The sequence below is a fragment of the Arthrobacter sp. TE26545 genome (genome assembly GCF_056279005.1).
The window spans coordinates 2,524,333-2,547,722 of the sequence record NZ_JBWBQM010000001.1; the positions used below are offsets into that span (position 1 = coordinate 2,524,333).

At 66.1% G+C, this 23,390-nt stretch carries 26 protein-coding genes, 1 other RNA gene, 1 pseudogene and 1 riboswitch; of the genes and pseudogenes, 11 read left to right on the plus strand and 17 right to left on the minus strand.

Annotated features, from left to right (window positions below; translation table 11 throughout):
• Window positions 1-9 precede the first annotated feature (9 nt).
• The 3 genes from ACZ9CK_RS11345 (at window position 10) to ACZ9CK_RS11355 (ending at window position 1,660) form a co-directional block, all read left to right on the plus strand.
• Entirely contained in the window at window positions 10-867 is an 858-nt protein-coding gene (locus ACZ9CK_RS11345) for a DUF4097 family beta strand repeat-containing protein (protein ID WP_426298513.1), read from the plus strand.
• Window positions 867-1,481, plus strand: a complete 615-nt coding sequence (locus ACZ9CK_RS11350; RefSeq protein WP_426298515.1) for a PadR family transcriptional regulator — start codon at window positions 867-869, stop codon at window positions 1,479-1,481. The genes ACZ9CK_RS11345 and ACZ9CK_RS11350 overlap by 1 nt, the downstream gene beginning before the upstream one ends.
• A 104-nt stretch (window positions 1,482-1,585) precedes the next feature.
• Window positions 1,586-1,660 (plus strand): 50S ribosomal protein bL37, encoded by a 75-nt coding sequence (locus ACZ9CK_RS11355; RefSeq protein ID WP_369299106.1) that lies wholly within the window; start codon window positions 1,586-1,588, stop codon window positions 1,658-1,660.
• Window positions 1,661-1,738: 78 nt separating this feature from the next.
• Here the strand turns inward: ACZ9CK_RS11355 and rsrA are convergent, their stop codons facing one another.
• Together rsrA and ACZ9CK_RS11365 are read right to left on the minus strand one after the other, a co-directional pair.
• A complete protein-coding gene (gene rsrA / locus ACZ9CK_RS11360) occupies window positions 1,739-1,996 on the minus strand; it encodes a mycothiol system anti-sigma-R factor (RefSeq protein ID WP_426298517.1) in 258 nt (85 codons plus the stop codon).
• The gene (locus tag ACZ9CK_RS11365) at window positions 1,993-2,730 is read right to left on the minus strand and encodes a sigma-70 family RNA polymerase sigma factor (RefSeq protein ID WP_426298519.1); all 738 of its coding nucleotides are present in this window, start codon (window positions 2,728-2,730) and stop codon (window positions 1,993-1,995) included. The genes rsrA and ACZ9CK_RS11365 overlap by 4 nt, the downstream gene beginning before the upstream one ends.
• 268 nt (window positions 2,731-2,998) lie before the next feature.
• Between ACZ9CK_RS11365 and ACZ9CK_RS11370 the strand changes: the two genes are divergently transcribed.
• The 7 genes from ACZ9CK_RS11370 (at window position 2,999) to ACZ9CK_RS11400 (ending at window position 10,191) form a co-directional block, all read left to right on the plus strand.
• Window positions 2,999-3,514 (plus strand): DoxX family protein, encoded by a 516-nt coding sequence (locus ACZ9CK_RS11370; protein ID WP_426298521.1) that lies wholly within the window; start codon window positions 2,999-3,001, stop codon window positions 3,512-3,514.
• A 7-nt stretch (window positions 3,515-3,521) separates the two neighbouring features.
• Complete coding sequence (gene aroA / locus ACZ9CK_RS11375; RefSeq protein ID WP_476049997.1) at window positions 3,522-4,886, plus strand: 3-phosphoshikimate 1-carboxyvinyltransferase; 1,365 nt, start codon at window positions 3,522-3,524, stop codon at window positions 4,884-4,886.
• A gap of 2 nt (window positions 4,887-4,888) precedes the next feature.
• Complete coding sequence (gene rsgA / locus ACZ9CK_RS11380) at window positions 4,889-6,004, plus strand: ribosome small subunit-dependent GTPase A (RefSeq protein WP_426298525.1); 1,116 nt, start codon at window positions 4,889-4,891, stop codon at window positions 6,002-6,004.
• 56 nt (window positions 6,005-6,060) lie between these two features.
• The gene (hisN, locus tag ACZ9CK_RS11385) at window positions 6,061-6,873 is read left to right on the plus strand and encodes a histidinol-phosphatase (protein WP_426298527.1); all 813 of its coding nucleotides are present in this window, start codon (window positions 6,061-6,063) and stop codon (window positions 6,871-6,873) included.
• Window positions 6,874-7,041: 168 nt separating this feature from the next.
• A riboswitch (SAM riboswitch) is annotated at window positions 7,042-7,154 on the plus strand.
• Between the two features lie 35 nt (window positions 7,155-7,189).
• Entirely contained in the window at window positions 7,190-8,593 is a 1,404-nt protein-coding gene (locus ACZ9CK_RS11390) for an aminotransferase class V-fold PLP-dependent enzyme (protein ID WP_476049998.1), read from the plus strand.
• A 54-nt stretch (window positions 8,594-8,647) separates the two neighbouring features.
• Window positions 8,648-9,433, plus strand: coding sequence for a class I SAM-dependent methyltransferase (locus ACZ9CK_RS11395; protein WP_476050894.1), 786 nt, complete (start codon window positions 8,648-8,650; stop codon window positions 9,431-9,433).
• A 44-nt stretch (window positions 9,434-9,477) separates the two neighbouring features.
• A complete protein-coding gene (locus tag ACZ9CK_RS11400) occupies window positions 9,478-10,191 on the plus strand; it encodes a metal-dependent transcriptional regulator (protein WP_426298531.1) in 714 nt (237 codons plus the stop codon).
• Window positions 10,192-10,193: 2 nt separating this feature from the next.
• Here the strand turns inward: ACZ9CK_RS11400 and ACZ9CK_RS11405 are convergent, their stop codons facing one another.
• Window positions 10,194-11,606, minus strand: a complete 1,413-nt coding sequence (locus ACZ9CK_RS11405) for an MFS transporter (protein WP_476049999.1) — start codon at window positions 11,604-11,606, stop codon at window positions 10,194-10,196.
• 112 nt (window positions 11,607-11,718) lie between these two features.
• Here ACZ9CK_RS11405 and ACZ9CK_RS11410 point away from each other — a divergent pair, with 112 nt between their 5' ends.
• Entirely contained in the window at window positions 11,719-11,853 is a 135-nt protein-coding gene (locus ACZ9CK_RS11410; RefSeq protein ID WP_426298535.1) for a hypothetical protein, read from the plus strand.
• A 30-nt stretch (window positions 11,854-11,883) separates the two neighbouring features.
• Here the strand turns inward: ACZ9CK_RS11410 and ACZ9CK_RS11415 are convergent, their stop codons facing one another.
• From ACZ9CK_RS11415 to ACZ9CK_RS11480, 14 genes and pseudogenes are all read right to left on the minus strand, one after another.
• Window positions 11,884-12,882 carry a S1C family serine protease gene (locus ACZ9CK_RS11415; RefSeq protein WP_426298537.1) on the minus strand — a complete coding sequence of 333 codons (999 nt, stop codon included), beginning with the start codon at window positions 12,880-12,882 and terminating at the stop codon, window positions 11,884-11,886.
• A gap of 139 nt (window positions 12,883-13,021) precedes the next feature.
• Window positions 13,022-13,390: a transfer-messenger RNA gene (gene ssrA, locus ACZ9CK_RS11420) on the minus strand.
• Window positions 13,391-13,498: 108 nt separating this feature from the next.
• Complete coding sequence (smpB, locus tag ACZ9CK_RS11425; RefSeq protein WP_074591609.1) at window positions 13,499-13,969, minus strand: SsrA-binding protein SmpB; 471 nt, start codon at window positions 13,967-13,969, stop codon at window positions 13,499-13,501.
• Window positions 13,970-14,056: 87 nt separating this feature from the next.
• Window positions 14,057-15,397: a peptidoglycan DD-metalloendopeptidase family protein gene (locus ACZ9CK_RS11430; protein WP_476050895.1), complete on the minus strand. Its 1,341-nt coding sequence runs from the start codon at window positions 15,395-15,397 to the stop codon at window positions 14,057-14,059.
• Between the two features lie 86 nt (window positions 15,398-15,483).
• A pseudogene (gene ftsX, locus ACZ9CK_RS11435) lies at window positions 15,484-16,396 on the minus strand (permease-like cell division protein FtsX).
• Window positions 16,393-17,157 (minus strand): cell division ATP-binding protein FtsE, encoded by a 765-nt coding sequence (ftsE, locus tag ACZ9CK_RS11440; RefSeq protein WP_426298542.1) that lies wholly within the window; start codon window positions 17,155-17,157, stop codon window positions 16,393-16,395. The pseudogene ftsX and the gene ftsE overlap by 4 nt, the downstream one beginning before the upstream one ends.
• A gap of 239 nt (window positions 17,158-17,396) precedes the next feature.
• A protein-coding gene (prfB, locus tag ACZ9CK_RS11445) for a peptide chain release factor 2 (protein WP_426298544.1) occupies window positions 17,397-18,513 on the minus strand; the annotation gives its coding sequence in 2 pieces (ribosomal slippage) (window positions 17,397-18,188 and window positions 18,190-18,513; 1,116 coding nt in all).
• 107 nt (window positions 18,514-18,620) lie between these two features.
• Window positions 18,621-19,076 carry a pilus assembly protein TadG-related protein gene (locus ACZ9CK_RS11450; RefSeq protein ID WP_426298548.1) on the minus strand — a complete coding sequence of 152 codons (456 nt, stop codon included), beginning with the start codon at window positions 19,074-19,076 and terminating at the stop codon, window positions 18,621-18,623.
• On the minus strand, window positions 19,073-19,585 hold the full coding sequence (locus ACZ9CK_RS11455) for a hypothetical protein (RefSeq protein WP_476050000.1): 513 nt from the start codon (window positions 19,583-19,585) through the stop codon (window positions 19,073-19,075). Before ACZ9CK_RS11455 ends, ACZ9CK_RS11450 begins: the two co-directional genes overlap by 4 nt.
• Window positions 19,566-19,982, minus strand: a complete 417-nt coding sequence (locus ACZ9CK_RS11460; RefSeq protein WP_476050001.1) for a TadE family protein — start codon at window positions 19,980-19,982, stop codon at window positions 19,566-19,568. The genes ACZ9CK_RS11455 and ACZ9CK_RS11460 overlap by 20 nt, the downstream gene beginning before the upstream one ends.
• Window positions 19,983-19,986: 4 nt before the next feature.
• A complete protein-coding gene (locus tag ACZ9CK_RS11465; RefSeq protein ID WP_476050002.1) occupies window positions 19,987-20,235 on the minus strand; it encodes a hypothetical protein in 249 nt (82 codons plus the stop codon).
• A gap of 100 nt (window positions 20,236-20,335) precedes the next feature.
• Window positions 20,336-21,277 carry a type II secretion system F family protein gene (locus ACZ9CK_RS11470; RefSeq protein WP_476050003.1) on the minus strand — a complete coding sequence of 314 codons (942 nt, stop codon included), beginning with the start codon at window positions 21,275-21,277 and terminating at the stop codon, window positions 20,336-20,338.
• Window positions 21,274-22,128: a type II secretion system F family protein gene (locus tag ACZ9CK_RS11475; protein WP_476050004.1), complete on the minus strand. Its 855-nt coding sequence runs from the start codon at window positions 22,126-22,128 to the stop codon at window positions 21,274-21,276. Before ACZ9CK_RS11475 ends, ACZ9CK_RS11470 begins: the two co-directional genes overlap by 4 nt.
• Window positions 22,128-23,351: a CpaF family protein gene (locus ACZ9CK_RS11480; protein WP_476050005.1), complete on the minus strand. Its 1,224-nt coding sequence runs from the start codon at window positions 23,349-23,351 to the stop codon at window positions 22,128-22,130. Before ACZ9CK_RS11480 ends, ACZ9CK_RS11475 begins: the two co-directional genes overlap by 1 nt.
• Window positions 23,352-23,390: the final 39 nt, after the last annotated feature.

A 23,390-nucleotide genomic window follows, 5' to 3' on the forward strand; every position in this document is an offset into this window, starting at 1 on the left:
GGAGGGGTCGTGTCAGAACAGAACTGGACCGTCACCGGCCCGCAGACCATCGACGTCGACGGCGTCCGCTCGCTCAGGCTGGGCATCGTCAAGGGCCGTTTTGACATCGTCACGCATGACGAGGCCACGGCCCGCATCGAAGTATCCGAGATAGCGGGCGATCCGCTGAGCGTCACCGTCGTCGACGGCCGCCTGGAGGTCCGCCACCAGCTCCACGGGGCCCAAGGTTGGTTCCGCAACCTCATGGGGACCGTCAACAACACCAGCAGCAATACCGTGGTGATCGGCATCGCCGTCCCGGCCGGCATCACCGTCGAGGCCGGCACTGTCAGCGGCGACGGCATGGTCTCCGGAACCTCGGGGACCACCAGGCTCAACACGGTGTCGGGCTCCGTGCTCTCGGATGACACCAGCGGCGAACTGCATGTGAACACCGTCAGCGGGGAAGTCATCGCACGCGGCCACCACGGGGTGATGACCGCCAAGAGCGTCTCCGGCGAAGTGACCGCGTCCGGCGATTTCAGCAACGTCCGGGCCACAACCGTCAGCGGGGACCTCAGCTTCGACCTGCACGGCCACACTCACGACCTTGCCGCCCATTCGGTGTCCGGAGACGTGACGGTCAGGCTACCCCGGGACATCGGCGCGGATGTCGCTGCAAAGTCCGCCAGCGGCGCCGTCGTGATTGACGGACAGCTCCATGACCATCCGGGCAACAATGTGCAGGCGACCGTGGGCCCCAGGGACCGGATCACCCTGGTGCGGTGCAACTCGGTGTCCGGGAAGACCTATGTCATCCACGGCAGCGCCGCGGCCACCGGTTCTCCGGCGGCCGGCGGGCAGGTGCCCGGCGGGGGCGGGTTCTGATGCCGCCGGTCTTCGCCCACGGAGCCCTCCGGCTCTACTTGCTGGCCCTGCTGGAGTCCGGCCCGAAGCACGGCTACGAAATCATCAAAGCGCTCGGCGAACGCTTCGGCGGCACATACTCCCCCAGCGCTGGCACGGTCTACCCCCGGCTGGGCAAGCTGGAGGAAGAAGGTCTGGTGGCCACCGAGAATGACGGGCGCCGCACCAACTACTCGATCACCAGGGCCGGGCTGGCCGAACTAGACAGCCGGCGCGCCGAACTGGCCGAGGTCGAGGCGGGCATTTCGGCCTCGGTACGGCGACTGGCGGACGAACTCCGGGAGGACATCCGCAGCAATATGCGCGGACTGCGGGCAGACCTGGCAGCCAGTGCCGAGTCGGCCCGGGCGGCGGCTGTACCGGCCGGAACCGGTCAGGGAACGGGGCGGCATTCACCGGAAAGCGTGCGGCTCCTGAAGGAAGCAGAGCTCATGGTGCAGTCTTTCCGGGACGACATGCGGGTGGAACTGCGCAAGCATGCAGGCGCCGCCCAGCTGACGCCCGTCGCCCTGGAGACGGTCCGCACTGTGCTGGACCAGGCGCGCATTGCCATCAGGAACTCCATGCGGCCCTGATCCGGCCCCGACGCGGAGCGCGTCCGCCGGTTCGCCGCCCGGCCCCCGCGTGTGGGAGACTGGAGGGCAGCTTTGTTGAGTACAAGAAACGAAGGAGGCCGGCTATGAGCAAGCGTGCACGCAAGCGTCGTGACCGTAAGCGCGGCGGCGCAAACCACGGCAAGCGTCCCAACACCTGAGTTGTTGGAGCAAACATGGAAGGGCCCCGGAAACCTGATGGTTTCCGGGGCCCTTCCGTTGGAGCCTTCGGCCGGCGCCTAGACCTCCGCCGAGTTCATCGAATGGATGCGGTCCAGGATGGAACTCTTGAGGTTCTCCGGGGCGAACTCGGTGCAGGAACGCTTGACGACCGTGCGGATGACGCATTCCAGGTCGTATTCCTCGGTGCACTCGGGGCACTCCTGCAGGTGCTGCTTGATCTCGGCAATGTCCTCCCGGGTCAGCGCACCGTCAAGGTATTCATAGATACGCTGCATCCGCGCATCGTCGCAGTCGCCCAGTCCTTGGCAGCTCATTTCCGTTTCTCCTGTGTATTGCTTGCGGCGCCGTTCCCGGCCGGGGTGTCCGCGGCGCCCCTGATTCCCCGTTCGGCGGCGTAGTCTGCCAGCAGTTCCCGCAGCATTTTCCTGCCACGGTGCAGCCGGGACATGACCGTTCCGATGGGGGTGTTCATGATGTCCGAAATTTCTTTGTAGGCGAAGCCTTCGACGTCCGCGAAATACACCGCGAGCCGGAATTCCTCCGGGATGGCCTGCAGCGCACGCTTTACGTCGGAGTCGGGAAGATGGTCCAAGGCTTCCGCCTCGGCCGAACGCAAGCCGGTCGAAGTGTGCGATTCTGCCCTGGCAAGCTGCCAGTCCTCAATCGAGTCCGAGTTCGACTGGAGTGGCTCGCGCTGCCGCTTCCGGTACAGGTTGATGTAGGTGTTCGTCAGGATCCGGTACAACCAGGCCTTGAGGTTTGTTCCGGGGTTGTACTGATGGAACGCCGAAAACGCCTTGGTGTAGGCCTCCTGCACCAGGTCCTCCGCGTCCGAAGGGTTCCGCGCCATGCGCATCGCAGCCGAGTAGAGCTGGTCGACGTACTGCATGGCGTCCCGTTCGAAGCGGGCCCGCCGCTGTTCGGGCGTTTCGCTTGCGACATCGATGACGACGCCGGCGCCGGACTCTTCAGCTGCGGCCGGCGAGCCTGGTTGAGGCTGCTCCGCTGCTTCGTACATGGCCGCTGCGGCCGGGTCCAAGGTGCTCATTGCGTTCAAGTCTACTGTCACCCGGCGCGCACCCTTCTCCGGCTCCCGCACCGGTGCCGGCACTTCCTGACGGTCTTTCACCAAGCTCAAGAAAGCGGCTCCTTCCACTTGATACTGGCTTCGCACTCGTTCTGCGCGCAGGCCTCCCCGCGCGCAGCCGCGCCTTCTTCTCACAACCGCCCCTCCCGGGCAAATATTCCGCAAAGGTGCAAGACTAGGAGGCGACTGCACCCTTGACCGTTGCGGCAAGCCATCCAGGAGGCAAAACATGTCCCTCATCCGTTTTCCCGCCCGCCCGATGCTGGCCTCAAGCTTCGTAGTTTCCGGGATCGACAAGCTCAAGAACGCGGACGACACTGCCAAGCAACTCTCCCCGCTGCTGCGCCGGGCCTCGGATTCCCTGCCATTCCCGGCCGATGAAAAACTCATCGCCCGGCTTATCGGCGGCACCCAACTTGGTGCGGGCGCGCTGCTCGCTCTTGGCAAGCTGCCCCGCTTCTCTGCCGGCCTGCTGGCGGTCATTTCGGGGCTGAACGCCTTCGTCGAGTGGCGCTCGGCGGACATCAGCACCAAGGAAGGCCGCCTTGAGCGCCGCGCGCAGCTGTTGAAGAACATCTCGCTCACCGGGGGCGCGCTGCTCGCTGCCGTCGACACCGCCGGCAAGCCGAGCCTTGCCTGGCGTGCCGAGCACCTGGCCATGGACGCCCGCAAGGCCGGCGGCAAGCAGTTGAAGAAGGCGGACCGCGCCGTCCGCAAGGCAGTAGACAACGCAGTTGGAGCATAAAGAACGCATGACCGGCACCACGGAAGCCACCACAACCTCCGCACCCCTCTGGGACGCCCCTTTCGCGCACCGGCCCGTTGACGCCACGGTCACGGTTCCGGGTTCCAAGTCCCTCACCAACCGCTATCTGGTCCTCGCGGCCTTGGCCGACGGACCGTCCAGGCTCCGCGCTCCCCTCCACTCCCGGGATTCTGCCCTGATGATCGAGGCGCTCCGGCAACTGGGCGCCACCGTGACGGAGGTGCCGGGCGACGGCAGCTACGGACCTGACCTGCTGATCGAACCGATCGATCCGGCGGCGCCGGCCTCCGATTGCGCCATCGATTGCGGGCTCGCCGGCACCGTGATGCGTTTCGTGCCTCCGCTCGCGGCCCTTCGCAACGGCTCCTCGGCGTTCGACGGCGACCCGCACGCCCGCAAGCGACCCATGAACACGATCATCGAGGCGCTGGCCGCGCTCGGCGTCGGGATTTCCGGCCCGGATGGCGGGCCTGCGTCCTCGCTTCCTTTCACGGTGGACGGCAACGGTTCGGTACGCGGCGGCCACCTGGTGATCGACGCCAGCGCATCCTCCCAGTTCGTCTCCGCGCTGCTGCTGGTCGGCGCCCGCTTCACCGAGGGCCTGCACCTGGAGCACGTCGGCAAACCGGTGCCCAGCCTGGACCACATCAACATGACGATCGCCGTACTGCGCGGCGTGGGCGTCGTGGTCGACGACACCGTCCCCAATCACTGGGTGGTGTCCCCCGGCGCCATCCGGGCCTTCGACGAGCGGATCGAACAGGACCTCTCCAATGCCGGGCCTTTCCTGGCCGCCGCCCTCGCCACCAAGGGCACCGTCCGGATTCCCAACTGGCCGTCCAACACCACCCAGGTGGGCGATCTCTGGCGGGAGATCCTGCAGACCATGGGCGCCACCGTCAGCCTCGACAACGGCACGCTCACCGTGACCGGCGGGCAGGAAATCAAGGGCGCGGACTTCGACGAGACCAGCGAACTCGCCCCGACGGTGGCGGCCCTCTGCGCCCTGGCCACCGGCCCGTCCAGGCTCACGGGCATCGGCCACCTGCGCGGTCACGAAACGGACCGCCTGGCGGCGCTGGTCGCCGAAATCAACAGGCTCGGCGGCGACGCCGAGGAGACCAACGACGGCTTGGTGATCCGGCCCGCCAAGCTGCACGGCGGCGTCGTGCACAGCTACGCGGACCACCGCATGGCGACCGCCGGGGCCATCCTGGGCCTCGCCGTCGAAGGCGTGCTCGTGGAGGACATCGCCACCACCTCCAAAACCATGCCGGAGTTCCCGCAGATCTGGGCGGCCATGCTTGAACAGGACAGTGCCGCGCCCGGAGCCACGGAGCCCGGTCACTGACGATGGGACGCTCCGCACAGTCTTGGGATGAGTCCGACGTCCGGATCCGGCCCAACAAGAAGGGTTCCCGCCCGCGTACCAAAGACCGGCCGAGCCACGACGACGCCGTGCTCGGCCGGATCATCACGGTGGACCGCGGGCGCTACACCGCCGTGGTCGCCGAGGACACGCCCGAGGAACGCATTGTCATCGCCGCCCGCGCCCGCGAACTGCGGCGCAACCCAGTGGTTCCCGGCGACTTCGTCGGACTTGTAGGAGACGTGTCCGGCGCACCCGACACGCTGGCCCGCCTGGTCCGCGTCGAGGAGCGCAAGACAGTGCTGCGGCGCAGCGCCGACGACACCGATCCGGTGGAACGGGTGGTGGTGGCCAACGCCGACCAATTGGTGATCGTGGTGGCGGCGGCCAACCCGGAGCCGCGCACCGGGTTCATCGACCGCGCCCTGGTGGCAGCCTACGACGCCGGAATCGAGCCGCTGCTGCTCATCACCAAGGCGGACGTCAAGGATCCTGCGGAACTGTTGGCCAACTACCTGAGCCTCGATTTTCCGGTGATCATCAGCCGTACCGCCGATGCTGAGGCTTCCGGCATCGACGCCCGGAGCGACGACGGCCTTTCCGCGAGGCTCGACGGCAGCGCCGTCGGCCAGCTGCGCGAATACCTCGACGGCAAAGTAACGGTATTGCTGGGGCACTCCGGCGTCGGGAAGTCCACCATGGTCAACGCCCTCACCGGCGCCGAACGCGCCACCGGTGGCGTGAACGCCGTCACCGGCCGCGGACGCCACACCTCCTCCTCGGCCCTGGCCCTGAGGCTGCACGAAGCTCCCGCCGGGAGCTGGATCATCGACACCCCAGGCATCCGTTCCTTCGGGCTGGCATTGGTGGATCCGGACCGGATCATGCACGCCTTCCCGGACCTTGAGCCGGGCACCGAGTCCTGTGAACGCGGCTGCAAGCACGACGCCAACGCGGTCCGCTGCGGTCTCGACGACTGGGTCGCCTCGGGTTCCGCCGGGGAAGCGGGCCCGGCCCGCCTGGCCTCGCTGCGCCGCCTCCTGGGCGCGGATCCGCGCCAGGAGGCCAAGGAATCCAAGGAGCTGGGCACCGTCATCTGACGAGCCATGCTCCACGGTTCCCCGGGCGGGCTGTGTTTTACCGGTAGCTTGGAACCATGACCCAAGCCGATCCGAACTACAACGACGACCTCCGCCTTGCCCACGTGCTTGCGGATTCCGTCGATGCCCTGACCATGGAGCGATTCAAGGCCCTGGACCTGCAGGTTGAGTCCAAGCCCGACCTCACCCCCGTGACCGACGCCGACCGCGCTGCCGAGGAAGCCATCCGCGGCCAACTGTCCCGCTCGCGTCCCCGGGACGCCGTGCTGGGCGAGGAATTCGGCAGCACCGGGCACGGCGCCCGGCGCTGGATCATCGATCCGATCGACGGAACCAAGAACTTTGTCCGCGGCGTTCCCGTCTGGGCCACCCTCATTGCCCTGGTCGACGGCGACGAGGTGGTTGTCGGCGTCGTCAGCGCCCCCGCGCTGGGCCGGCGCTGGTGGGCGGTCAAGGGCGGAGGCGCCTACACCGGCCGCTCCCTGGCCTCGGCCACCCGGCTCAAGGTCAGCAATGTCTCGCGGCTGTCGGACGCCTCGCTGTCCTACTCGGAAATCTCGGAATGGAAAAAACAGGGCTCACTGGATTCCTTCTTGGACCTGGAAGACGCCGTCTGGCGCAGCCGGGCGTACGGCGATTTCTGGTCCTACTGCCTCGTGGCCGAAGGTGCGGTGGACATCGCCGCCGAACCTGAGCTCGAGCTCTACGACATGGCGGCGCTGGTGCCGATCGTGACGGAAGCCGGCGGCCGCTTCACCTCCTTGGATGGCAAGGACGGTCCGTTCGGCGGGAACGCCGTGGCAAGCAACTCGATCCTGCATTCCGAGGTCCTGAAGAAACTCAACCCTTCCATCGACGACCTCCTCTGATCCCTCCACAGGAGTTTCGGCGAAGATTCATCGGCAGGCATCCCCGTCGCGGGACGCCTGCCGATTTTTGTTCGGCAAACCGCCCCGAAACCGCTTTTCCGTAACAATCGGCTTAACAAAACCGGCTGGCTTTGGCACCTCGCGTATGGTGTCTTAGTCTCAAAGACAGGTCACGAGTGCCAGCGTGAAACCCCGGTTTGCTGGCCGGCAACCCTCCATCGCGGCGGGGTGCCCCGGGTGACGACCCGGCCGGTCCGGAACGGATGCGGCAAGCGCGGATCCCCTGCATGCAGGGTTCCCTTGAATGAGGACTCCCATGAGCACTGCCACTTTCACTTCGCCTGAACTCCGTCACAACGATTCCCCGCTGTCGCCGGCTGCCCGCCCGCTGGCCGCCGTCACCGGCGCCGAACTGCAGGCACCGCTCATCCAGGGCGGCCACGTACGCTACGCGAACCTGGATTATGGTGCATCCGCCCCGGCACTGACTGTCGTGTCCGCCTACCTGAACGAGGTCCTGCCCTTCTACGCGAGCGTCCACCGCGGCGCCGGCTACGCCTCGCAGATCAGCACCTCGGTCTACGAAAACGCGCGCAACATCGTGCGCGATTTCGTGGGCGGCCGCGCGGACGACAGCGTGATCTTCACCCGCAACACCACGGATTCGCTGAACCTGCTTGCCGGCTGCCTGCCTCTTGTGGACGGAAGGCATAGCGGCGAGGTCCTGTATCTGGACATCGAGCACCACGCCAACCTGCTCCCCTGGCAGCATGTCCCGCACCGCAGCATTGTGGCGGCATCGACCTTGGCGGAAACCCTGGCCAACGTCCGCGAAGCCCTCGCGCAGGGCGGCGTCAGCCTGCTCGCCGTGACCGGAGCCTCCAACGTCACCGGTGAGATCCTGCCCGTCAAGGAACTCGCCGCGCTGGCCCACGAGTACGGCGCACGCATCGTCGTCGACGCCGCCCAGCTCGCCCCGCACCGCCGGGTCGACATCGCCGCGGCGGACATCGACTACCTGGTCTTCTCGGGGCACAAACTCTACGCACCGTTCGGCGCCGGCGTCCTGGCGGGACGCCCCGACTGGCTCGACGCCGGCACCCCGCACCTCGCCGGCGGCGGCGCCGTCCGCGAAGCGCGCCTCGACTCGGTCATCTGGGCCACCGGACCGGCCCGCCACGAAGGCGGCTCCCCGAACGTACTCGGCGCGGCCACCCTGGCCAGGGCCACCCAGGTCATCGCGGAACTGGACCAGGACGAATGGCACGCCCACGAATCCGCGATCCGCACCCACCTGGTTGCGGGGCTGAAGGAAATCGAAGGCGTTACCGTCCACCAGATCTTCAGCGACACAGACCCCGCCGACACCATCGGCGTTGTGAACTTCTCCCTTGAGGGCTACGACGCCGGCCTGGTCGCCGCGTACCTCTCCGCCGAACACGGCATCGGCCTGCGGGACGGACGTTTCTGCGCCCACCCCCTGCTCAAGAGGCTCGGTCTCCCCTCCGGTTCCCTGCGCGCCAGCTTCGGCCTGGGTTCCCGGCTCGAGGACGCCACCCGCCTGATCGCCGGCATCAAGGCACTCAAGACCGAGGGCCTGGGCTGGGACTACGTCGTCGACGCCGGCCGCTGGGTCCCTGCCAACGACCACCGCAGCTACCCGCACTGGGCGCCGAACACTCCCGGCACCGCGGGCGCAGCGCCCTGCAGCACCGACTGAGTGCGGTAGATTCGTAGGGTATTTCAGGACCCTGTGAGGAGTGGACGCGTGGCTTTGCGATCCGGTGGACACCGCGGCGGGCCCAGGCTCCACGGCCCCAAGCTCAACAGCGGCCGGCGGCGTGAGCTCGGTTCGAGCTTCCAGGACGGCGGCGAGCACTACCATCGCGTCCGTCCCGGCTACCCTGCCGATTCCGCGGACTGGCTGGTGCCCGCCGGCGCCCGGACCGCCGCGGACATCGGCGCCGGGACCGGCAAATTCACCGCCCTGCTGCTGGAACGCGGCCTGCTGACAGCCGCCGTCGACCCTTCCGAAGACATGCTCGCGCAGCTTAGGAAGGATTACCCGGCGGCCACGGCACTCCTCGGCACGGCAGAGGCAACAGGGCTGGCGGACTCAGCATTCGACGTCGTCAGCGTTGCCCAGGCCTGGCACTGGTGCGATCCCTTCCCGGCAAGCACCGAACTGGCCCGCATCCTGCGACCCGGCGGGGTGCTCGGACTGGTGTGGAACCAGCTGGACACCTCGGTCCCGTGGGTCCATCGGCTCTCGCGCATCATGCATGCCGGGGACGTCCATAAAGCGGACTTCCGGCCCGTGGTGGGCCCGGAATTCACTGGCCTGGAGAGCCACCTGAGCCCGTGGGAGGATCCATTGCTTCCCGAAGACATCATGGAGCTGACGAAGTCGCGCAGCTACTACCTGCGGGCGAATGAGGCCACCCGGGCCAAGGTCATCGCCAACCTCCACTGGTATCTGCACGACCACCTTGGCCACGGGCCATCCGACGTCATCCGGCTGCCCTATGTAACACAGAGCTGGCGGGCGCGGAAAGTCTGAGCCGGGCAAATTTCCAGGCAGGCCGTTCACGGTAGGCTAGGACCGTGAAGACCGGTACGCCCTCATCCTCGATCGAGGACTACGTCAAGGTCATCTATTCGTTTACCGAGTGGCAGGACAAACCCATCACGTCCTCGCAGCTCGCCCAGCGCCTCGGCGTGGCGAACTCCTCGGTCTCGGAGATGGTCCGCAAGCTCAAGGACCAGGGCCTGGTGGACCACCAGCCCTATAGCGCGATCACCCTGACCCCGGAGGGGATGCAGCTCGCATTGGCCATGGTCCGCCGGCACCGGCTGATCGAGACCTATCTTGTGATGGAGCTTGGCTACAGCTGGGACGAAGTCCACGACGAAGCCGAACTCCTCGAACACGCAGTCTCCGACACGTTCATCGAACGCATGGCCCGGAAGCTCGGCGACCCGGCGCGGGATCCCCACGGCGACCCCATCCCCGCCGCTGACGGCACCGTCGCGCTGCCGCATGCCCACCGGATGGTCGAACTCGACAAGGGACATTCCGGCCGGATCACCAGGATCAGCGACGAAAACCCGGAGCTGCTGCGCTACCTGGCCGCAGAGGAAATCGACCTGGACGCCAGCGTGGAGGTGCTGGGCCGCAAGCCTTTCGGCGGGGCCTTGGTGGTGAAGATCGGCAGCGGCTCTTCCAGCCGGGAGTACGATCTCGCCGACGAGGTGGCCTCGGCTCTCTGGATCGCTTCGGAGTCGACGCACGAAGGCTGCACGCTGCCCGACGCCTGACGCTATCGGCCGTCCCCGCCCTGCGTCACCGGCTCCAGTTCGGGGTTGCGGATCCCGACGGCGGACGCGGCCGCCCCGATCATGAGCAGCACCGCGGTGACCACCGCGCCCTGGTGCAGGCCCGCCGTCGTCAGGACCGGGCCGGTGATAATCCCGGCAAAGGCGATGCAGATCAGGCCCGCGATGCGGGCCACCGCGTTGTTAATCGCCGAACCTATGCCCGCCTGTTCGCTTGGAACCGCGCCCAGGATGGCAGCGGTCAGCGGAGCGACGGTCACGGCCAGGCCGATTCCGAACACGATCTGCCCCGGCAGCACCTGGGCCCAGTAGTTCAGGGTCTGCTGCACCGTAAGCAGCAGCAGGAAGCCGATGCCGCATAGCACCGGGCCGAGGGTCATGAACCAACGGGGCCCGAACTTGCCGGCAAGGCCGCCGAAGTAGCTGGAGGCCAGCATCAGGATCAGGGTGGAAGGCAGCAGGGCGATACCTGCCGTCGTCGCGGTCATCCCGCCCACCTGCTGGAGGTAGATCCCCAGCAGGAAGAAGCCCAGGGAGAAGGCCGCATAAATGGCAAGGGTCGCGATGTTTCCCCAGCCAAAGTTCCTGATCGTGAAGAGCCGCAGCGGCAGCATTGGCGCCGGCGTCCGGGCTTCGTGGGCGAGGAACAGGATCAGGGCAACCACGCCGACGGCAAGCGGCACCCACACGAACGGGCTGCCCCAGCCGAGGTGGCCCTGTTCGATGAACGCGTACACGGGACCGCCGAGTCCGACGATTGCCAGGCTCGCACCACGATAATCGATGCGTCCCGCTGCGGGGTCCCTGCTGTCGTCCTCGCGCAGCCTCAGGACCAGGGGCCAGACCACGGCAAGCGGGACCACATTGGCAAAGAAGAAGAAACGCCACGACAAATAGTCGACCGAGAGCCCGCCCACCAACGGCGCCACGATGGCCGCGGCGCTGGTCCATCCGGACCACTGGCCGATGGCCCGCGACTGCGACGGACCGCTGAAGAAGTTCACGATCAGCGCCAGCGAACTCGGAACCACGAGGGCGCCGGCTACACCCTGCAGGGCCCGGGCCACCACAAGGACCTCACCCGACCAGGCCAGGCCGCAGAGGACCGATGTCAGGGCAAAGCCGCCCAGCCCCCATTCGAGTACCCGCACCCTGCCGAAATGGTCCGACAATGAACCGGCCACAAGGATCAGGCCGCCGAGCGTGAGCAGGTACGCGTCCACCACCCACTGCTGGATGACAAGTCCGCCGCCGAGTTCGCGCCCGATCGCGGGCAACGCCAGGTTGACCACGAAGGTATCCAGGAAGGCAATGAACGAAGCCACTATGGCCACCACGAGCACACGCTTCTGCAGCGGCGTAGCTGGAGGGAGCACGGCCGTGTCGTTCATGTGCACAGCCTACGCCCGGGCACGGACCTTGTATCCAGCCGAAAGGGGCGTAGTTTACAAAGTGGGGGCCGATGGTCTCCAGAGGTGGTCCCTGCGGTATCCGGCATAGGAGCGAGTCATGCCTGACAAATCACCACACCAGCACGAGATAAAGAAGAGCGGCAAATCCATCAAGCAGAAGCGGGCCGTCAAGCGCGCCAAGCACGACACCGAAGCCGCCATCGATCCCGTTGCGCATCTGAAAAGGAAATGAGAGCACCCGGGGCCACCGGCCCCGGGTGTCTTATTCGTCCTTATCGCTCATTTCGCTGGGGACCGCCACCACGTCCACGATCCGGCCGTCACGCAGCACCGACATCCGGAAGGGCTCCCCGACCGCCTGGGAGAACAGCAGTTTCTGCAGGCTTTCCGCGCTGGACACCGCCTTGTCCTGGGCCCTGAGAACCAGATCGCCAGGCCGCATTCCGGCCTGTTCCGCGGGCGAGCCTGCGATCACCTCGACCACCCGAAGGGCCTCCTTGTTCCCCGTCCTCACCACGGCGCCCACGTCCAGCGGGATCGGGGTGCTGACCAATCCGAGGTAGGCCCTCGTGACCCGGCCATCACGCAAAAGGGCAGCGATGATGCGCCGGGTTGTGCCGTTGATGGGAATCGCCAGGCCCAGGCCCAGCCCCGCAACGGCCGTATTGATGCCGACGATCCGCCCCTTCGTGTCTGCCAATGCGCCCCCCGAATTTCCGGGGTTCAGTGCCGCGTCGGTTTGGATGACGTCTTCGATCAGCCGGGTGTGCCTTCCCGACCGCACGGGGATGGAGCGGCCAAGCCCGCTGACGACGCCGGCAGTCACCGATCCGGACAGCCCCAGCGGATTGCCGACCGCAACAACGAGTTGACCGACCCGCAGGGATTCAGCGTTCCCCAGGACCGCCGGCGGAGGAGTGTGGCGGGCACGGAGCACGGCGAGATCGGACAAGGGATCGGAGCCGATGAGCTCGACTTCGCTGTGCGTGCCGTCAACGAAAACGGCCCTTCCTCCCTGGTGGCCTGCTACGACGTGTGCGTTCGTGAGCAGGTAGCCGTCCGCCGTGAAGACCACCGCTGAACCGGCACCAAGCCTGACATAGCCGTTGCGCCGGACGCCGTTCATTTCGAGGGCGGCAACGTGTGCCGTCACGCTCCCTGCCACCCGCATGACGGTCTGCGAATACGTGTCCAAAACGTCGTCGTCGGACACGGTCTCAGCAGGTTCCTCCGGGAACACCGCCTCCGGTTCGTTGCCCATGGCTGCCTCCTCAGGCCTTGATACCTGCTTCAACGCGCGGGGAACCGCCCCTAATCCGCGCAACGCTACGCCGTGGGTGAACCTGTTCTTCGGGCCAGTGAGGGCACGAAAAAAGGCCCCTGTTTCCAGGGGCCTCAATTCGTGGAGATGGGGGGAATTGAACCCCCGTCCGATGTCGTGTTGTCAGGGCTTCTCCGGGCGCAGTTTGCGTCGGATTTTCTCGGCCCCAGCCATGCTGCAAACAGCTGGCTGATCCGGGCCCAGTCATCTAAAAGTCCCGTTCACCCCAATGACGAAGGTAAACAGCAGTGGCTATCTGAATGACGCCAGGAACCGGGGCGATAGCAACCCCGGGCTGACGGACTGTCTTACTGCTTAGGCAGCAAGAGCGAAGTCAGTGCGCTTAGATTCGGCACTTATTGGTTTGCAGACAGCGTTTACGAGATAATTCTGCATCCTCGGCCCGCTTCACCTGTCGCGACTAACATCGTCGAAACCGATCATCCCCGTATTTTGTTACCAAATTCCGTCCGGCACAGCGGCAAGACCGCCATTCCGTCCGGACTATCCATCATAACGCACCGCGACGGGAAATCATTCCACGCAGCGCGGGCGGCTAGCGCCGGTTGCGTTCGCGCATTTCGCGCAGCGCCTCCCGGTTGTCCTGCTGTTCCCTGAGCGTCTGCCGCTTGTCATAGTCCTTCTTGCCTCGGGCAAGTGCGATTTCAACCTTTGCGCGGCCGTCCAGGAAGTAAAGCTGCAGCGGCACCACGGTGAAGCCGGATTCCCGGATCTTGCCCGCGATCTTGTCCAGCTCTTCCCGGTGGAGGAGCAGCTTGCGACGGCGGCGCGCGGCATGGTTGGTCCAGCTCCCCTGGTTGTACTCGGGGATATGGATTCCTTCCATCCACAACTCGTCGTTGTAGAAGGTGCAGAAACCGTCGACCATCGACGCATGGCCCTCGCGAAGGGACTTCACTTCGGTTCCCATGAGGGCGATGCCAGCCTCATAGCTGTCCAGGATGTGGTAGTTGTGCCGGGCCTTGCGATTGGTGGCCACTACCTTACGGCCACTTTCCTTGGGCACGGTAGAACTCCTTGGTTTGTTGAGATTCACCCCAGTCTACGCCAGGGGCGGGCCCGGAAAGCCGCGCCCCGCCCCGACAAAGGGGAGCTAGAGCAGGGTCATCGGGTCGACGGCGGCCGAGTCGAGCCAGGTCTCGAAGTGCACGTGGCAGCCGGTGGAGTTACCCGTCGTGCCCGAGTACGCGATCAGCTGGCCACGGCTGACCTGCTGGCCTTCGGAAACCACCACGCTGGTGTTGTGGTAATACACCGTGGTCAGCGAATGGCCGCCCACCACACCGTGCGAGATCTTGACCCTGTTGCCGCCGCCATCGTTGCCCCAGCCTGCCGAGAACACGGTTCCGGCGGCCGCGGCGTACACCGGGGTGCCGCAGCTGGCCCCGAAGTCGATGCCGGTGTGCATGTAGCCGCCCTGGCCGTAGAAGTCGATGGTTCCAGGAGGCGTGGCACGCCAGCCGAAACCCGAGGTGATCGGCACGTCGGCCGGCACGGGGTGGATCAGGCCGAAGGCCGAGGCCGGCGGCACCACCGGAGGGTTGTAGGGCTGCACGGGCCTATTCTGCGCACGCGCTGCTGCCGCAGCGGCTTCCGCGATCCGGCGCTGCTCAGCCTCCCAGGCCTCACGGAGCTTGCGGTCGCGTTCGGCGATCTCCGCGGCCACGGTGGCCTGTTGTTCCTTCACTTGCTGCAGCTTGGCCTGGATGCCGGGCTTGGCCGCCTGCAGTTGGCTGTTCAGTCGCGTGGTGTCCGCAATGAGCTTGTCCACTTCGGCCTTCTTGGCCGCGGCTTCGTCCCGGGCGGCCTTCTCACGCGCCAGGGCGGCATCGGCCTTCGCCTTCAGGTCCCGGATTTCGTCCTCGACCGCTGCGAGGCGCGCCTGGGAATTCACGTTGGTGGCGTTCTGCTGCGTCAGCTTGGTCATGGCGGCGTTCTGGCTGCGCATGGCCTGGTCGGCGAGGTCCATCGTTTCGGTGAGGCTGCCGCCGTCGTTCGATCCGAACAGCAGCGCGACGTTGGTGGGAACACCGCCGGACTTATAGGCCTGCGAGGCGATCTGGCCGATCAGCTTCTTCGTCTCGCTGATCTTCTGCTTGTCGTTTTCCAGCTGCTCGGTGATCTTGGCTTTGTTCTGCTGGGCCAGATCCACGCGCGCGGCCAGGGCTTCGACCTCCCGGACGGCGGAGGCTACGCGCCCCTGGGCCTCGAGCAGGGCCTGCTGCGCACCGGGCAGGCGGCCCTGGTAGACCACCAGATCACCGGCAGCCTTGGCAATCTTGGCATCAACGAACTCCAGGGACTGTTCCACCCGTGCCGCTTCGGCTTCCAGGGCGGACTGCTTGTCCTCGAGATCGTCGGCCCGGGCAATCGGCGCCGCTGCCCCAAGGCCAGCCGCCAACGCCACCGCCAGCGCAGCGGCCACGATCTTCATCCGGCGCGCCGCAAGCCGCAGCTGCACCGGCAGCGGGACCCTTCCCGACGCCGGCAGGCTTTTCTGCTCTTCGCTGCGGTTCATCATTACACCTTCAGGTATCGGCGGAGGGTTAGCAAGGAAGCGATGCCCGCCAGTCCGCCGCCCAAGGCGATCAGGACCGGCGCGACAACTAGCACTTGGGCGGAGGAAATGAACGGGGTATTCAGGAACTGCCGCGACAGATCGCCGTTGAGCCAAAGGGTCACGAGCCACAGCGTACCGGAGGCCAGGAGCGCCCCCACCACGGCGGGCGATCACGCCTTCGAGGATGAACGGCAGCTGGATGACGGTCTTGGAGGCGCCGACAAGCCGCATGATTCCGGTTTCGCGGCGCCGGCTGAACGCGGACAACCTGATGGTGGTGGTGATGAGCAGCACCGCGCAGACGATCATGACGACGGCGATCCCCATGGCAACCACGGAAGCCCCGTTCATCCAGACGAAGATCCGTTCAAGCACCTGGCGCTGGTCGCTGACAGTTTCCACGCCCGGCTGGGATGAGAAGGTCTCGCTGATGATCTGGTACTTCTCCGGGTCCTTCATGTTGATCCGGAAGGACGCCGGGAGCTGGTCCTGGGTCACCGAGTCCACGATCGGCGAATTGGAGAACTGGTCCTTGAAGTGCTGGAACGCCTCGGCCTGCGATTCGAACTGGAAATCGCTGATGTACTGCTTGACGGCCGGAGACTCAAGCATTTTGCCCAGGTTCTCCCGCTGTTCATCGGTAACCGCGCCGGAGGCGCAGCCGGCCGACGTCGAGGACTCGTTGCAGAGGAAGATCGCCACCTGGACTTTGTCGTACCAGTAGCCCTTCATCTGGTTGATCTGCATCTGCAGCATGCCGGCGGCCCCGACAAAGGTCAGCGACACGAAAGTCACCAGGACGACCGAAATCACCATCGACAGGTTGCGGCGCAGACCGCTGCCGATCTCACCGAGGATGAATGCAAGCCTCACAGCTGGCCTCCCGTCGCGCGGTTTAGTTCTTCGCCGCTGGCGTCCTTGAGCCGGCGGGACTCCCCGACCACGGGGATCATGGAGGTGTAGAGCGCCTTGGCCTCGTCACGCACCACCACGCCGTTCCGCAGTTCGACGACGCGCTTGCGCATTTCATTCACGATGTCGTCATCGTGGGTGGCCATCACCACGGTGGTCCCGTTCTGGTTGATCTTGTCGAGGACGCCCATGATGCCCATAGAGGTGATGGGATCCAGGTTTCCGGTGGGTTCGTCCGCCAGGAGGATGCCGGGCCGGTTGACGACGGCGCGCGCGATCGCGACGCGCTGCTGCTCGCCGCCGGAGAGTTCGTGGGGCATGCGCTTTTCCTTGCCTTCAAGACCGACCGTCTTGAGGACCTCGGGCACGGTTTCCCTGATGATGCTCCGGCTCTTGCCGATGACCTGCATGGCGAAGGCGACGTTGGCGAAGACGTTCTTCTGCGGCAGGAGGCGGAAGTCCTGGAAGACGACCCCGATGCCGCGGCGCAGCCTCGGCACGCGCCAGCTGGAGATGTTCGCGACGTTCTGGCCGGCCACGTACACCGACCCCGAAGTGGCCCGGTCTTCCTTCAGGATCAGCCGCAGGAAGGTGGATTTTCCGGATCCCGAGGCGCCGACCAAGAAGGTGAACTCCCCGCGTTCGATCTCGAGGCTGACGTCATCCAGCGCCGGCCTCGCATTGGGGTCGTAAACCTTGGTGACGTTCTCAAATCGGATCATGGCTCTTCGGCAACCCCGACCGACGCGCCGCATCGCGCGAAGCTCCAGCCACCGGTGCGGGGCTTTTCGTTTGGGGAAGATGGGCACCGGCCCTTCGACTATACGCACGGGTTCCCGGGAAGAACGCGGCCTCCCGGGGCGTGTCGCCAATCCTGTGCCGATCCTGTGTCTATCCTGCGCCAGGCCTGTGACTATCCTGCGCGGGGCCCAACCGGCTGCCGGTTCACCTCGTCCGCGGCTTAGCCTGCGGCGTTACGGTTTCCGGTGCGCCAGCGGATGCCCGCGTCAATGAAGTCGTCGATTTCGCCGTCGAGCACCGCAGAGGTGTTGCCGACTTCGTGCTCGGTCCGGAGGTCTTTGACCATCTGGTACGGGTTGAGCACGTAGGAGCGCATCTGGTCGCCCCACGATGCCTTCACGTCGCCGGCCAGGGCCTTCTTCTCGGCGTCTTCCTGCTCCTTCTTCAGCAGGAGCAGGCGGGACTGCAGGACCCGCATCGCGGCGGCGCGGTTCTGCAGCTGGGATTTCTCGTTCTGCATCGACACCACGATTCCCGTCGGGATGTGGGTCAGGCGCACTGCGGAGTCCGTGGTGTTGACGGACTGGCCGCCGGGGCCCGAGGAACGGAAGACGTCTACCCGGATTTCGTTGTCGGGGATCTCGATCGAGTCGGTCTGCTCGATGAGCGGAATGACCTCGACCGCCGCGAAGGAGGTCTGGCGCCGGCCCTGGTTGTCGAAGGGGCTGATCCGGACCAGCCGGTGCGTTCCGGCCTCGACGCTCAGGGTGCCGAAGGCGTACGGGGCCTTGACTTCGAAGGTTGCCGATTTCAGCCCGGCTTCTTCGGCGTAGGAGGTGTCCATGACGGACGTGGGGTAGCCGTGCCGTTCGGCCCAGCGCAGGTACATGCGCAGCAGCATTTCCGCGAAGTCCGCGGCATCCACGCCACCGGCGCCTGCGCGGATGGTGACCACGGCTTCGCGTTCGTCGTATTCGCCCGAAAGCAGGGTCACGACTTCGAGTTCGGCCAGGGGCCTTCCGGATTGACTCCAGCTCCGTGGCCGCTTCAGCCATGGAATCCTGGTCGCCCTCGGCCTGGCCCAGTTCGACGAGTACCTCAAGGTCGTCGATGCGGCCGGCGAGCTTGTTCAGCCGTTCCAGCTCGGACTGACGGTGCGAGAGTTTGGACGTGACCTGCTGCGCAGACGCAGGATCGTCCCAAAGGTCCGGAGCCCCTGCCTGTTCGCTCAGCTCGGCAATATCAGCCTTGAGCCTATCGACGTCGGACACCTGCTCGATGGAGGAGTACGTTGAGCGAAGGGCGCGGATTTCCGCGGAAAAATCAATCTCAGCCATGGTTGTTCAAGCCTACGCCATCGGAAGGGCCCGGTGTCCTGCCGGTGCCCGCGTGACAAACATGGAAGGAGCCGGGAGCCGGAACCAGGAGCCGGAACCGCCGCCGACTAGCGTGTGAGCCGGGAGCGCGCTGTGGACCGTGCTTCGATCGGAATGCCTTCCGGGAGGAGGAAACTCACGATCGGCGGATGCGCGACGGCGGTGAGGGTGACGTCCGCCGACGAGGAGTCCGGGCTTCCCGTGCCCCCTCCGACAGCAAGGCGGTCGAAGCGGGCATAGGCGTTGTTGCGGCTGAGGTAGGACGCCGTGACACTGCGGACACGTTCGCTGGTGAGCACCGCCGCCGGCCGGCTGGATCCCCTGGTCGTGCCGCCAAGGGTGTAGCTGTCGGCGGCCGCCACCGAGGCGCCGTCGGCCATCGACAGGAGCTTCTTGTGCTCGATGTACACGGCCGAGGCCGCCGCGACGACGCTCGCCAGGAGTAAGGCAAGCAGCGTGAAGCCGATGATCAGCACCATGGTCTGGCCCTGTTCGGACTCGCCCCGGGCGCCGTTGGCGCTCATCGGAACCTCCCGACAATCTGGGAAGCAGAGGCGTTCAGCCGGCCGGCATCGAGCCGGAGCGAATCGCCGAACGGCACCATGGGCAGCGGAACCGTGAGGTTTACGGTGACCGTGACTGTTGCGCCCGCAGACATGCAGTCGGCGCGGTCACAGGAAATATCGATCGTCGCGCGCTCTGGGGGGTGCCCGTAATCGGCAAGGGTCAGCACGGCCGCTTGTTCCGCCGCCGCCCGGGCCCGGCCGGCGTCTTCCTGGGCAACGAACACTTTGGCGGCCTGGTCCGCGGCACCTACCACCCCGAAAGCGCCGCCCTGCAACTGGCCGACCGTGACAATGAAATACACGAGCGGAACCATCAGCAGCAGGGCCAGGAACGTGAACTCGACGACGGCGCTCCCCTCTTCCCTTCCGGTGCCCGGAAGCGGTCCGTCGCCTGACCGTGGGCGGCAGAGGGAGACACGCAGCCGGGTACCAAGGCGCCGCTGAAGATCAACCGGGAAGCGCCGCATGGCCCTTCACCTCCAGCACGGAAACCGGGACACCGAAGAGACCTACGACCGGAAGCGGCGCCCTGACGGTGACTTCAAGGGTGCGGATCCCCCGGACCTCCGCTTCCGACGTCGAGATGTCCTGCGCGTAGCCCGGGTTCAGCGCGGTGCCGATCAGATCGGCGGTGCGATGCCGGGCATCGTCGGGCGTCCTGTCGGCAAGGGTGCCGTAGCGGGCGCCGGAAGACGCGGCGTCGATGAGGGTGTTGCGTACGTGCAGCACGAGGGTCAACTGGATGATGGCGAGGAAGAGGAAGGTCAGGAGGGTGCCGACCAGGACGAAGTCGACGACGGCGGAGCCCCGCTCGTCCCCGCGGGTGCCAGGGTGCAACGCACCCGTCCTGGTGTCCGGCAGCATGGATCTACTTGTTGACCTTGTCCATGGCATTGTTGAACAATTCGGCGAGCGCCGGGGTCGCCAACGCCAGCAAGCCGGCAACCAGGGCGGCGGACATCAGGGTGATCATCACCCAACCGGGGACGTCGCCCCGCTCGGACATACCGGCGTCGGAAGCAAGCCGACGGGCGCAGCGGGACCCAATGCCCTCGAGGAACCGGGACAGGTACCCCAAGGTGGTCACCGGCAGGCTCCGGAGTTGTTGCGTTGTCATGTTCTTCCCCATTTCCTTGTGCGGGTCATTTGTGCAGGTTTTTCTTGTTCGAAGACCGGGTTGCCCGGGGTGGCTGCAACTGGCATCAGAAGCGCGTGCATCAGAAGCCCAGGTTCAGGGCTGCGACGCCCGGGTAGACGGCAAACACGACAGTCAGTGGAAGGACGCCGAAGACCAGCGGCACCATCATGCCGATTTCCTTGCGGCCGGCCGACTCCATGAGTTCCCGTTTGGCGCTGTCGCGGACGTCCGATGCCTGGGCGCGGAGGACTTCGGCCAGCGGCGTGCCGCGTTCGACGGCGACAACCATGCCGTCGACGAAGCGCACCAACGCCCCCAGCTCTGTGCGCGCGGAAAAGTCCTGCAGCGCCTCGACCAGGGGCTTCCCTGCCCGCGTGGCGGCCAGGACAAGCGCGAACTCCTTCGCCAGTTCACCGTTCGCTGTCCGGCAGACCCGATCCAGCGCACCGATCGCGCTCTCGCCCGCCCCCACCGCGAGGGCCATGAGCTCGGCCAGGCTTGGGAACTCCGCGAGCATGCGCCTCTCCCGGCGCTTGATCTGGACGCCGAGCACGTAGTCGCGGAACAGGAACCCGCCGAGCGTCGCCCCCACAACCGAAACGAGCGACAGGCCGAGGTTGAAGCGTCCGGCCGTCGCACTGAAGACCGTGAGCACGATGGCCAGCACGAAGCCGATGGCCGCCCAGAGCAATTGCTCGGCGCGGAAGTCCAGAGCCGTCTTCCTGGAACCTGCCCGCGCAAGGCGCCTGTTCAGGGCCGTGGTCCCGAAGTTGAACTTCGCGAGGTGGTGCAAGCCGTCCTCGACCAAGGGGCGCAGGATCCTCTCCAGGGGTCCGAAAGGCGTGATGTTGTGTCCGGAAGTCTGCAGGAGCGTGGATTCAAGGTTGTGGGACCTGAGCTGCGGCTCAATCCGTTCCAGGAACGGGGTGGCCCGCATGAACGGCATGCGGACAAGGACGAGCCAAAGCCCGGCCCCGAGAAGCAAGCCGCAGAAAACGGCCATGGCGGAAAAGGAGTTCATCGGAGCACCCTCTCGTCCTCGGGGAGCGCACCGATCCTCAGCATGATCGAATAGCAGAATGCCGAGATCACCAGGCCGCCGGCCAGCACAGCAACGCCCATGGGCGTGTTGTAGGCGGCGATGGCTTCCGGCCGGCTCGCCAGCAGCATGAGGACTATCCACGGCGCCGCCACGGCGAGCCTGGCGGCGTTGATCGTCCAGGACTGTCTGGCAGCAAGCTCGCTCCTCGTCCGCGCGCTTTCGCGGAGGAACTCGCCAAGCGTTCCCAGAAGACGGCCGAGATCGGAACCGCCGACGTCGCGGGTCATCCGGAGCGCCTCGACGATCCGGTCGGCCACGGGATCAGCTAGGCGGCCCTTCAGCCTGTTCAGCGCGGCATCGAACTGGCCACCTGCACGGTAGTCGGCGCCGAAGTCCCGGAACAGGGTGCGCAGTTCCTCCGGGCCTTTGTGCCCGAGCTGGATCAGCGCTTCCGGCAGCGGCAGGCCGGCGCGGATGGCCGAGCGGAGGTGATCGACGACGTCGGGCCACAGGCCACGGAGCATCGCGGTCCGCCGTCGGGCCCGCCATCGCACGACGGCGAGCGGGAGCCAGGCACCGAAGAGACCGAAGCAAGCGGCGATAGGCAGGGATCCGGTGACGATGAAGAAGACCAGGACCACGAACAGGCCCAGACCGAGGCAGGAAGCAGTGAGGCCCGCAGAGCTGACCTTCTCAATGCCCGCGGTAAGGAGAAGGGTCTCCAGCCGCTTCGGCTTCCGTTCCCGGGTTGCGGCGGGAGCCTGCTCCCAGGCGGACCACCAGATGAGGAAGACCCCGAGTCCGCAAAGGACTCCAAGCAAGGGCGCCATCATCGCGCCCCCAGCAGCGCAGCGACGTCGAAGCCCGCCCGGGCGAATTTCTCGGTGGACGGCATGGCGTTCGCCTTCGGAAGCAATTGCCCGTCCTGCATCGTAAAGACCAGGGAAGATTCAATGATTCCGTTTTCCACGCGGCGGCCAAGGGAGAGGATCTCGGTGACCTGCCGATGTCCGTTGGCACTGCGGCTGCAATGGACCACGAGGTCGATGCAGGACGCCACGGTGGGGACGACGAAGGCACTGGAAATGTTCTCGCCGGCCAGCAAGGGCAGCGTGCAGATCTTCGTGACGGCGTCATGGGCGGAGTTGGCGTGAACGGTGCACATGCCCGGAAGGCCGGAGTTCAACGCGATCAACATGTCCAGGCTTTCGGCTTCCCGGACTTCACCGACCACAAGCCGGTCGGGGCGCATGCGGAGCGCTTCCTTGACCAGCCGGCGCAGCGGAATCTCACCCTGCCCCTCGAGGTTGGGCTGGCGGCACTGCAGGGCAACGACATCGCGCAGCGGGAACTGCAGTTCGAAGATCTCTTCTACCGTGATGACGCGCTCGCGGGAACCGATGTTTGCGGCAAGGCAATTCAGCATCGTCGTCTTCCCCGCCTGGGTGGCACCTGAGACGAGGATGTTAAGGCCGCTTGCCACGGCCGCGCCGAGGAACCGTGCGGACTGCGGGGTCAGGGTTCCGAGCTCGACGAGATGCTCCAGGCGGCTCGCCTTGACCACGAACTTGCGGATGTTCACGGCCCAGTGCCGGCGGGTGATGTCCGGAATGACGACGTGCAGGCGGGAGCCGTCCGGCAGCGCCGCGTCGACAAACGGTGAAGACAGGTCAAGACGGCGGCCCGAGCTCTTCAGCATCCGCTCCACGAGGTCGCGTACCTGCTGGTCGTTGAGGGTGGTCGAGGTGAGTTCCGATTCCCCGTTCCGCGCTACATAGACTTCGTTCGGCGAATTGATCCAGATTTCTTCGATCGTGGGATCGTCCAGGTAAGGCTGCAGCGGCCCGAAGCCGGCGACGGCGTCGAAGACCTGCTTCCGCGCGCTTTCCAGGTGGCCGATCGGAGGCAGCGGTGCAATCAATGCGCGTGCATCATAGTCGTTGACCGCGGCTTCGACCAGGCGATGCACCTCGACGGCCTGCTTGAGGGGATCGAGCCCACGACGGCGGATCAATTCCCGGACTTCGTCTTCGACGATGCGGACAGCGTCCATCTTCCCCCCAATGTGGCGCTCCCTCTGGCAAGGGATATA

Excerpts from the sequence above, each read along its gene's own strand:
- aroA (WP_476049997.1), top strand. The coding sequence starts at position 3,522 with ATGACCGGCACCACGGAAGCCACCACAACCTCCGCACCCCTCTGGGAC.
- ACZ9CK_RS11465 (WP_476050002.1), bottom strand. The coding sequence starts at position 20,235 with ATGACAACGCAACAACTCCGGAGCCTGCCGGTGACCACCTTGGGGTAC.
- ACZ9CK_RS11460 (WP_476050001.1), bottom strand. The coding sequence starts at position 19,982 with ATGCTGCCGGACACCAGGACGGGTGCGTTGCACCCTGGCACCCGCGGG.
- ACZ9CK_RS11470 (WP_476050003.1), bottom strand. The coding sequence starts at position 21,277 with ATGAACTCCTTTTCCGCCATGGCCGTTTTCTGCGGCTTGCTTCTCGGG.
- rsrA (WP_426298517.1), bottom strand. The coding sequence starts at position 1,996 with ATGAGCTGCCAAGGACTGGGCGACTGCGACGATGCGCGGATGCAGCGT.
- ACZ9CK_RS11350 (WP_426298515.1), top strand. The coding sequence starts at position 867 with ATGCCGCCGGTCTTCGCCCACGGAGCCCTCCGGCTCTACTTGCTGGCC.
- ACZ9CK_RS11410 (WP_426298535.1), top strand. The coding sequence starts at position 11,719 with ATGCCTGACAAATCACCACACCAGCACGAGATAAAGAAGAGCGGCAAA.
- ACZ9CK_RS11370 (WP_426298521.1), top strand. The coding sequence starts at position 2,999 with ATGTCCCTCATCCGTTTTCCCGCCCGCCCGATGCTGGCCTCAAGCTTC.
- ACZ9CK_RS11365 (WP_426298519.1), bottom strand. The coding sequence starts at position 2,730 with ATGAGCACCTTGGACCCGGCCGCAGCGGCCATGTACGAAGCAGCGGAG.
- ACZ9CK_RS11450 (WP_426298548.1), bottom strand. The coding sequence starts at position 19,076 with ATGAGCGCCAACGGCGCCCGGGGCGAGTCCGAACAGGGCCAGACCATG.
- ACZ9CK_RS11430 (WP_476050895.1), bottom strand. The coding sequence starts at position 15,397 with ATGAAGATCGTGGCCGCTGCGCTGGCGGTGGCGTTGGCGGCTGGCCTT.
- hisN (WP_426298527.1), top strand. The coding sequence starts at position 6,061 with ATGACCCAAGCCGATCCGAACTACAACGACGACCTCCGCCTTGCCCAC.
- ACZ9CK_RS11475 (WP_476050004.1), bottom strand. The coding sequence starts at position 22,128 with ATGGCGCCCTTGCTTGGAGTCCTTTGCGGACTCGGGGTCTTCCTCATC.
- ACZ9CK_RS11415 (WP_426298537.1), bottom strand. The coding sequence starts at position 12,882 with ATGGGCAACGAACCGGAGGCGGTGTTCCCGGAGGAACCTGCTGAGACC.
- ACZ9CK_RS11455 (WP_476050000.1), bottom strand. The coding sequence starts at position 19,585 with ATGCGGCGCTTCCCGGTTGATCTTCAGCGGCGCCTTGGTACCCGGCTG.
- ACZ9CK_RS11390 (WP_476049998.1), top strand. The coding sequence starts at position 7,190 with ATGAGCACTGCCACTTTCACTTCGCCTGAACTCCGTCACAACGATTCC.
- ACZ9CK_RS11480 (WP_476050005.1), bottom strand. The coding sequence starts at position 23,351 with ATGGACGCTGTCCGCATCGTCGAAGACGAAGTCCGGGAATTGATCCGC.
- rsgA (WP_426298525.1), top strand. The coding sequence starts at position 4,889 with ATGGGACGCTCCGCACAGTCTTGGGATGAGTCCGACGTCCGGATCCGG.
- ftsE (WP_426298542.1), bottom strand. The coding sequence starts at position 17,157 with ATGATCCGATTTGAGAACGTCACCAAGGTTTACGACCCCAATGCGAGG.